Genomic DNA, 8,883 nt, shown 5'->3' with positions numbered 1-8,883 from the left:
GAACTGTTTTCCTCAACGTTAACCGCAAGCTGGTTAAAAGATGTTGTTGAATTGGCCGGAATAGGAAGGTATTGACCGGTAGTATCAAGTTCGTAATTGAACCTTCTCCAGGTGTTACGGATCAACTCAAGTTTGGCAAACCGGAGTACCACCGAATCTTCAAATCCATTCAGGTACATCCTTACAAAACGGATAGATTTGAAATCCGGGATATTACCAACCTTTAACTGGTATTCAGCTATCGGGATTCTGAACAGGTACCATTTTTCCTGTACACCGCCACTCGGTGTAAGTATCCTGGTATCAGTAATAAAGTTCTGACCAACTTTGAATTCACTGTTTTTCAGATCAACCTTATACTGGAAATATTCTTCAAGTTCATTTAGCGTGTTATCACGGTTGAACTCTTCCTGGTCGGGGTATAATGTAAATGCGTTTACAAAATCGTCACCGGTAGTAGCAACCGGTGAGTTACCCTGCGGGCTGTTTACATTTTTATAACGGGCAAGTATATCCGCCTGGCTGGCGTCATAAGCGGCGTCGCGGTAATTTTTAAAATTATCATTTGCCGGATCATTTAACGCATCCTGGTAAACCTTCGAGTTTGCACCAAAGGTGGTAAGCAACTGGTTGAGGTATTGACCGTATTTCCTGACCTCTGCTTCATCATCAAGTCCATCAACACCTGCATCCTGCAAAGGACGGTCAGCCGGATCGTTACTGAAAGCCTGGGTTACCTGTATCGGGTTACCCGGCACCTTACCCCAACGGGTATTCGTATCTTCAAGTGCCTTGGTTACCGAACCGGAGATACCGTTTTCAAAAAATCGTTTACCGTCTTTTAATATATCTTCTGAAATATTACCGAGGTTAAAATAAAGCTGTCCGCCATTCACACCGAGTGCAGGATCTTTAATAAACGGATCCTGCAGCCAGAATTCGATGAACTCCACGTTACCTGTTTCAAAATCCACCTGGTCAAGACCACGCATAATTCCACCCCAGCGGGTCTTCGGATTTGCGAGTTTACCATTGGCATCAACACTGCCCGGTCTTGCATCAAAGTTGTATGGACCTTTATCTTTCGGATAAAAGGCCATATCAAAGGTTACCAGTTGTGCCTGTCCGAAATCGGCGGTACGTTGAGGATAAAGTTGTCTAACCTCAATAGCCCTGATGCGGGGATCAGTGAAATCCTGGTAACCTTTCACCGGGTTATTCGCTCCTCTTTTATCCTGCAACACGGGTTCAATATTGTACCATGAAACACGGGCACGGTTAAATCCGTAAGGCAGTGAATCATTGTATTCCGATTCAGGAAAAAGCCCGTTGCCGGCCGGCGTTGAGGCAAGTCCCCAGTTGGTAAGCGGGAAGCGAAGATCGATTGAGTTACGGGTGCCTTCAAAGTCGTCGACAAATATCAACCCGCTGCTACCCTTTCCGATCTGTGATGGGTGGCCCGGCTGTAAAAGCGCCGCTTCACCATAAGCCGTTATCGTGCTTGTTTCTGTTGTGGTATAGAATGGTAATTTGTCCAGCCATCTCGTAAGTCTTGGTGACTCCGCGCGGTAGTTGAAGTCAAGACCATACATCGTGTTTTTGATCGGGTCTTCGTTGTAGGAAGTTTTGGTAAAAAATGGTCTTTCACCAAGCCGCACAATGGATCCACCAATGCTTAATGATTCCTTGTCCGTGTTCTTCGCCATATAATCCAGCCGCAGACCCATAAAGTTTCTTTGCTGGATCCCGAAGCTGGCGTTGTTTTCAAACTGCACGGTTACCGGCAGTCCTGCATTTAAGATGGCCTGGTTGATGATCTTCACCTGGCCAAGATTATAATCAATGGTATAATCGATATTTTCCTTCAGCACCTGGCCACCAGCTGTCATTGTTACCGAACCCGGGGGAATGTTGAAGGCACCAAGAGAGATCTCCGAAGTATTCGATCCCTTTGCCGAACCGCTGATGATATAGCGGTCAAGGTTTGCAAAGTTTCGTGCAATCTCTTTGATGGTATCGTAAAGCGGGTAAAAGATATACTTGTCTTTTACTGCCTGGGGCTGGTTGGCAAACGCAGCCGAGTCGAGATCATCCCCAAAAGGCTCAAGCATCGGAAATATGATCCTCGCCTGCTGGGAGATCACCGTAAAACCTTCAATATAGTCAAAGACGCCATCCGGCAATGGATCGTTCCGCGCGTTCAGCCTGTCAAGGTTCATTATGGTGATCAGGGGGGTGCCGGGTTTATCGCCTTCAGGAAGAAAACGCTTCAGGCCCTGGCTCGGTTCTTCATATAAAACATTCAGTTTGAAATCTGCCGGCTGAACCGATGACAGGGTATAACCATCACGTGTTTTGAGTGCATACACGTTTTTCATCATCAGGTCCCAAAGGGGAAGATTGGTCCTTTGGGAGGTAGCCTTCAGCAATTTCAGGAATAGTATTTTTTGCGTGCCACTTACATTCGTTGTGGTATCCGGAGGTACGTCCTGGCTGAATTCACCCACCTGGTAGATCTTGCCGTTGTAGCTATACTGGTATGCCACACCCAGTACTTCATCCGGCTGTAAGGGAACAGACAGCGAAAGAAAACCAATCTGCGGGTTGAAATAAAAATCTGTCGGCGCCAGTTTGCGGGCAAAGGTTTTTTCGAAATCCTGCACCGCGCGCAGACCCCTGGAAGATAATAAACTTGTAATAGCAGAGGGGTTACGGCTGTTCGGTGTATTGATAACATCGCGGTAAAGCGAGTTTGCGTCGTTGGCAGGGAGACCGGTCTGGCTCGGCGGGTTCGGTCTGAAAGCCGTATTGTAAGGTTCGGATTCACCAAGATCCATCAGGGCCACGATGTCGCGGGTTTCAGTTGTTGATCCGTTACGGTTGGTGACCCATACTTCCATCCGGAGGATCTGGACCTGGGAGTTCACTACCGGCAGGCTTTTCATGGCCTTGTTGTAGTTTTTCCGGAAATACTGTCCAACCAGGAAGTGCCGGTTTTCCTCGTAGTCATGCGCCTTGAATTCGAAACTGCTTTTGGTTGAGCCCCCCTGCAGGCCGATGGTCTGGCGTTGTGCCCTTTGGTTGGCAAGTACGCCTGTTACAAATAATTTTCCGAACTGCAGCTGGGTCTTCACACCAAACAAAGACTGGGCACCTGGTATCAGGGTACCCTTGGAGGTGAATGCAACGTTACCGGCCTCGATCCTTTTGATGATCTCGTCTTCGGTACCTGTATAATCGAGTTTCAGCTGGTTCTCAAAATCAAAATTCGCCTGGGTGTTGTAGCTGATCGGGAGCTTAAGTTTGTCGCCGATGTTGCCGACCACGCTAAGGTTGGCATTCATATCGAAATCGAATCCACCGTTTTTACGGGCCCTTTCGGGTAGTGCCGGGTTCTTTATATTCTGTCCCTGGTAGCCTGCAATGATGGTAACATCACCCTGGGGGCGTATTTCCACCTTGCCATTTCCAAATATGCGGTTGAAGAGATTATCGGTGACAGAGAGTTTTGGCCGGAGGAGTTTCCGGTTGAGGCTGTTGACAATATCTGATCTTTTCTTGAAATAATCAATTTCAGACTTCCTCGCCTGCAGCTTCATGAACTCGTCGAAAGTGAGATAGGTCGGCTTGCGGTAGTAAAATCCGCCGATCTTTTCGATGATATAGTATTGGCGGGTGGATGGATCGTAAACGATGGAGTCCGTGATGTTTGATGGATCCTTTAAATCAAAAGACGACCTGCCCGGGTTGCTGAAGCGGTCCCCTCTCCTGTCCTGGATCGGAAACTTCAGCGTATCGGAACTGGAAGCTGGTCTTGTCGAGTCCTGTTGTGCGTTCAGGTTTGAACAGCAGATCAGGATACAGACAAACAACTTAACCGCAGTTAGAATGATTTGGTTACAAGAAAGGAACAATCTGGTTTCTCAAGAATTAGTTAGGTAGAGATCCGGCGATAGGCTTAAATTGATTTTAAAGCTTTTTTAATGATGTGTTCAACCTGACTGAGATCCGGCTCGGATTGGAGTACCCGTTGAATGGCTTGTTCGCCGGTTGCCCTTGCTATACCCAGTGCAATAAGAGCATTTAACGCGTCCTGTTCGAGGGTATTGTTTATAAGTGGGGAAATATTTGATTCAGAAGCGATTCGACCCATTTTGTCCTTCAGTTCCAGTATAATTCTTTCGGCAGATTTTTTACCGATCCCCTTGATGCTTTCCAGTTGTTTTGTGTTGCCTTGCGTGATGGCTTTTGAGATCTCGGAAGGTTTGAGGCTCGACAGCATCATCCGCGCGGTGGAGGTGCCCACTCCCGAAACGCTGGTGAGCATCAGGAACATCTCTTTTTCAGACAATTCAAAAAAACCATACAGCAAATGTGCGTCTTCCCGGATATGCAGGTGGGTGAATAATGTTCCGGCGGGGAGCGACTGAATCTGGGTGTAGGTGTTGAGGCTGATGTGCAGTTCATATCCAACTCCGTTCACATCAACATGAACGAGGGTCGGAGTTTTATGGACAAAATTGCCTTTGAGAAATGCGATCATCGGCGCGAAAGTAAAGCGAAATACTAAAATACCAATTTTGGATATTGAGAAAGGAGGCTTTTCTTGATTTCAGGCAGGATATTCCCCTAAACAAGGGGTGTTATAGGTGGTTGATTCCGTTTAATTTGTCATTTCAGTAAGGTGGTCGGGATCAGATCAACCAGTTTCAGGCAAGTCAGTTCTTTTAACCTGGCAATTCAGCCTGAGAGTTTTCATTAACGTGGCAATTTCAGCCTGGGAGTTTTCATTAACCTGGCAATCTCAGCCTGGGAGTTTTCATTGATCTGGCATTTTCAGCCTGGGAATTGTCATTACCTGGCAATTCAGCCTGGAAATTATCATTATCCAGGCCATTTCGTCTGTATAGTTTGCACCAAATCTGGAAATTACAGGTAAGCAGTTTCTATTAGATCCGGCAATTGTTGCTCCTTATTTCTGGCGGATTCTGTTGTCAGGCTGCGACTTCCGTATGCACAACTTCCGGAATATGAATGTTTTTCCTTTAATTTTGCGACCCTGAGGCTTAATCTAAATCTCTTTGAACATAATGAGTCAAAAAATTAACGCAGCCATAACTGCAGTTGGAGGATTTGTACCGGAACACAGGCTTACCAACCAGGACCTGGAGCAGATGGTAAGTACCAGTGATGAGTGGATCCGTACCAGGACAGGAATTGAAGAAAGGCGCATTTTAACCGGTGAAGGAAAGGGCACTTCTGACCTTATTGTTCCTGCGGTGCTAGAGCTTTGCGCAAAACGCGGTATTGAACCCGCGGATATTGATTGCCTGATAGTTGCCACCGTTACTCCTGATATGTTTTTTCCCTCTACGGCCAACCTGGTTTGTGAAAAAGTGGGCGCCAAAAATGCCTGGGGTTTTGACCTTGCCGCTGCCTGTTCGGGTTTTTTGTATGCTTTGACAACCGGCGCGGCGTTGATCGAAAGTGGCCGTTATAAAAAAGTGGTGGTAATGGGAGCGGATAAAATGAGCTCCATTGTTGATTATACTGATCGTTCAACCTGTATCATCTTCGGCGATGGCGCCGCGGGGGTGTTGCTGGAGCCCGAAACCGATGGTCTTGGCATCCAGGATTCTATTTTGAGAAGTGATGGTGCCGGCGGCCGTCACCTGCACATGAAAGCGGGTGGTTCGCTGAAACCTTCTTCGGTAGAAACTGTTGCTTCGAAAGAACACTTCATCTACCAGGAGGGACAGGCTGTTTTCAAGTTTGCGGTTACCGGTATGGCTGATGTGAGTGCCGAGCTGTTGCAGAAAAATAATCTTACGGGGGACGATATTGCATGGCTGGTTCCCCACCAGGCCAATAAACGCATCATCGATGCTACGGCTGAAAGAATGGGTGTGCCTTCGGAGAAGGTGATGTTGAATATTCACCGTTATGGCAATACCACGGCCGCGACAATCCCGCTTTGTTTGTGGGACTACGAAAAGCAGTTAAAAAAAGGCGATAACCTGGTGCTGGCAGCATTCGGTGGCGGCTTTACCTGGGGAGCCACCTGGGTGAAATGGGCTTATTGAGTTGGGGGCTATTCCCATTCCGGTCTCACAGTCCGGGTTGCCGTTCTGGCCCGCGACTTCCGGCGCAACAGTTAGGAAATAACATTGGCCATGGCGGATCAATGTTCTTCGTCGTAAAAGATCTTATAATATTTTTTACCGCTCATTTCGTCCCTGCCCTTTTCGATCAGGTCACGGCGGCCATGTATATAGATATGAAAATTTTTATCCAGTTTAAGTACTGTTTTGAATGAAGCAGCCTGCTTTTTCACGGCTGATAAATGGATATCAAATTCATCATCCATTCCAAAATTTTTAGAAGCTTCAAAGTTCTTCTTGTACTTCATGAATGAATCCTTTACCTCATCATGATGTATTACCTCATTGGCAAATTCGTCCAGGCTGAATTGTTCCTTTGATTTAAAATATTCCATCGAGCGACCGAGCATCTCCACCTGGTCAGACTTTGACACCTCGAACTTTTCAGGGTATTCGTTGGTGATAAACTGTTTGCAGAGGTTCAGGTATTTATCGGTTTGATGATAGCTATCGGCCAGCGGGCTGAGTTGCAGGAATTCATTTACCCAGTATTGTGCCTCCTGTTGCCGGTTTGTATTATCAACAACGCAGGCGCGGTAACCATCTTCTCCTTCAGTTCTGAAGATCAGGCAACCCTTATCAAGTTTGTTCACCGGTATGCCTGCTTCCGCAGAAAGTGTGATGTCTTCGTCCTGGGGAAACACGGTTAAAAATGTATCCCTGTTTTCTGATTTAAAGATCCCGATACCTGAAATATCCTGGCCATCAAAAGGCAGATTACCGAAAAAAGCAATGTATAACTCGCCTTCCTTTACTTTAACATGGGTAGACTTCGAGTAAAGAAATTGTGCGATCAGTCGCGACTGGTCAACAAAAGTTTCATGATCTTCAAAGATGGTTGAAACATAGCTGTAGACCTCATTAAGCTTCACATCACTGAGGTGACTGAAACGATATAATTCGTTTTCATTAAAGGATGAGAGAAAATATTTTTTGAGAATACCATTTAATATTTCTTCCCTGATATCCATTTCCCCTGCCGATAGCTTAAGTTCTTCACCGCGGCTTGGGTTCCCTACTTTATGAATGATCAATTGTTTTAATAGAATGTCTGAGCTTGCTATCATATAGTTTTACAAAGTCGCGGCTATTGCCTCGTGAGCCGCAGTATGAAAAATGCAGCGGTCCTGGAAACCAGGTTTAATAACCAGGACCTGCTGTTTTTGGAAATGTTGTTATTGACCTGGTATACGTCTAAGTTTTGATAGGGTCTTTGTTAAAGTTGTTAACGTGGTTTTCGTTTCAGCTGTTAACCGGGTTTTCATTCAAGCGGTAACCGGATTTTCATTCAAGCTGTTAACCGGGTTTGTATTAAAGGTGTGCAAATTAGAAAATTGAATTGACAACCCCTTTGCATTTTGTTATTGACTATTTTGCAGCCTAAACTTTTTTTCATGGCTGATAAGAATTTTCCGCTGAGTGGTTTTAGTTCGTTGTCGATACATGGTGGTCACCAGCAGGATCCCAACTATGCTCATCTTACCCCTATATATGCTTCTTCAACTTACACATTTGATAATGCTGAGCAGGGAATGAGAAGGTTCAGCGGGCAGGAGGATGGCTTCATATATTCAAGGTGGGGCAATCCGACCATGCAGGAAGCAGAGGAAAAGATTGCAGCGATGGAAACCTTTGGTATTTCAGGTTCAAATGGTGAACCGCTGGAAGCAAAAGCAATACTTCATGCATCCGGTATGGGCGCTATCAGCTCATTGTTTTTTTCAACCCTGAAGGCCGGCGATAAAGTATTATCGCATTTTTCATTGTATGGTGGTACCCAGGAGATACTGAATCGCATTCTGCCTGATTTTGATATGGAGGGTATTGTTGCGGATCTGCGTGATCTGCAGAAAGCGGAAGATATTCTTAAAGCCGATCCTGCTATCAGGATGATCTACATCGAAACGCCTGCGAATCCAACCATCCAGTGTGTGGATATTGAGGAGCTGGCGAAACTTGGTAAAAAATATGGTAAGATAGTGGCATGTGATAACACCTTTGCTACTCCTTTTTTGCAGCAGCCATTTCGTTATGGTGTTGATTTTATCGTTCATTCCACTACGAAATTTTTAAATGGTCATGGTACGGCAATCGGTGGGGCATTTGTGGGAACGGATATAGAATTTATGAAAACGAAGGCTACGAAGGTGCATCGTTTGTTGGGTGCGAATGGTAATGCTTTTGATGCCTTCCTGTTGATCAATGGCATGAAGACACTTGAGGTGAGGATGGAAAGACATTGTCATAATGCAGCGGAGATTGCCGGTTATCTGGAGACACATAAGGCAATTGCACGAATCAATTATAATGGTCTGCCATCGCATCCGGATTATTATATTGCGATGAAGCAGATGCGCCATCCCGGGGCGATGATGAGTATTGAATTGAAGGGAGGATTAGATGCGGGTACTGCGATGATGAATAAGCTGAAGATGTGTACCAGGACAGTTTCGCTGGGTACCTGTGATACCTTATTATCGCATCCTGCTTCCATGACCCATTATGGTGTACCGAAAGAGCAGCGTGAAAAGTATGGTATAACGGACGGGCTCATACGAATGAGCATAGGAATGGAAAACGTGCAGGATATCATGGCGGATCTTGAGCAGGCATTGGCATAAAGGAGTGTTGCTTTAGGGAGTTTGTTTGATTGATGTGGAATTGTTTGATGGTGCTGCCTAGTTTGATGGTATGGATTCGGTTGATGGCGTTGAGTTGGTTG

At 45.8% G+C, this 8,883-nt stretch carries 5 protein-coding genes; 2 read left to right on the top strand and 3 right to left on the bottom strand.

Going from position 1 to position 8,883, the window contains the following annotated elements; genetic code table 11:
* A partial coding sequence (gene sov / locus ACX0G7_RS23815) for a T9SS outer membrane translocon Sov/SprA (RefSeq protein ID WP_458926037.1) occupies positions 1–3,872 on the bottom strand: 3,872 nt, incomplete at its 3' end.
* A gap of 86 nt (positions 3,873–3,958) precedes the next feature.
* Positions 3,959–4,543 carry a Holliday junction branch migration protein RuvA gene (gene ruvA, locus ACX0G7_RS23810; RefSeq protein ID WP_458926036.1) on the bottom strand — a complete coding sequence of 195 codons (585 nt, stop codon included), beginning with the start codon at positions 4,541–4,543 and terminating at the stop codon, positions 3,959–3,961.
* Positions 4,544–5,090: 547 nt separating this feature from the next.
* Between ruvA and ACX0G7_RS23805 the strand changes: the two genes are divergently transcribed.
* Positions 5,091–6,083 carry a beta-ketoacyl-ACP synthase III gene (locus tag ACX0G7_RS23805; protein WP_458926035.1) on the top strand — a complete coding sequence of 331 codons (993 nt, stop codon included), beginning with the start codon at positions 5,091–5,093 and terminating at the stop codon, positions 6,081–6,083.
* 98 nt (positions 6,084–6,181) lie between these two features.
* Here ACX0G7_RS23805 and ACX0G7_RS23800 read toward each other — a convergent pair whose 3' ends face one another.
* Entirely contained in the window at positions 6,182–7,228 is a 1,047-nt protein-coding gene (locus ACX0G7_RS23800; protein WP_458926034.1) for a nucleoid-associated protein, read from the bottom strand.
* Positions 7,229–7,555: 327 nt separating this feature from the next.
* On the opposite strand from ACX0G7_RS23800, the gene ACX0G7_RS23795 reads away from it, so the two are divergent.
* The gene (locus tag ACX0G7_RS23795; RefSeq protein WP_458926033.1) at positions 7,556–8,782 is read left to right on the top strand and encodes a trans-sulfuration enzyme family protein; all 1,227 of its coding nucleotides are present in this window, start codon (positions 7,556–7,558) and stop codon (positions 8,780–8,782) included.
* Positions 8,783–8,883 lie beyond the last annotated feature (101 nt).

The organism is Flavitalea antarctica (assembly GCF_054461535.1).
Note: the sequence above shows the minus strand (reverse complement) of the source record. Positions and strands in the feature narration are given on the sequence as shown.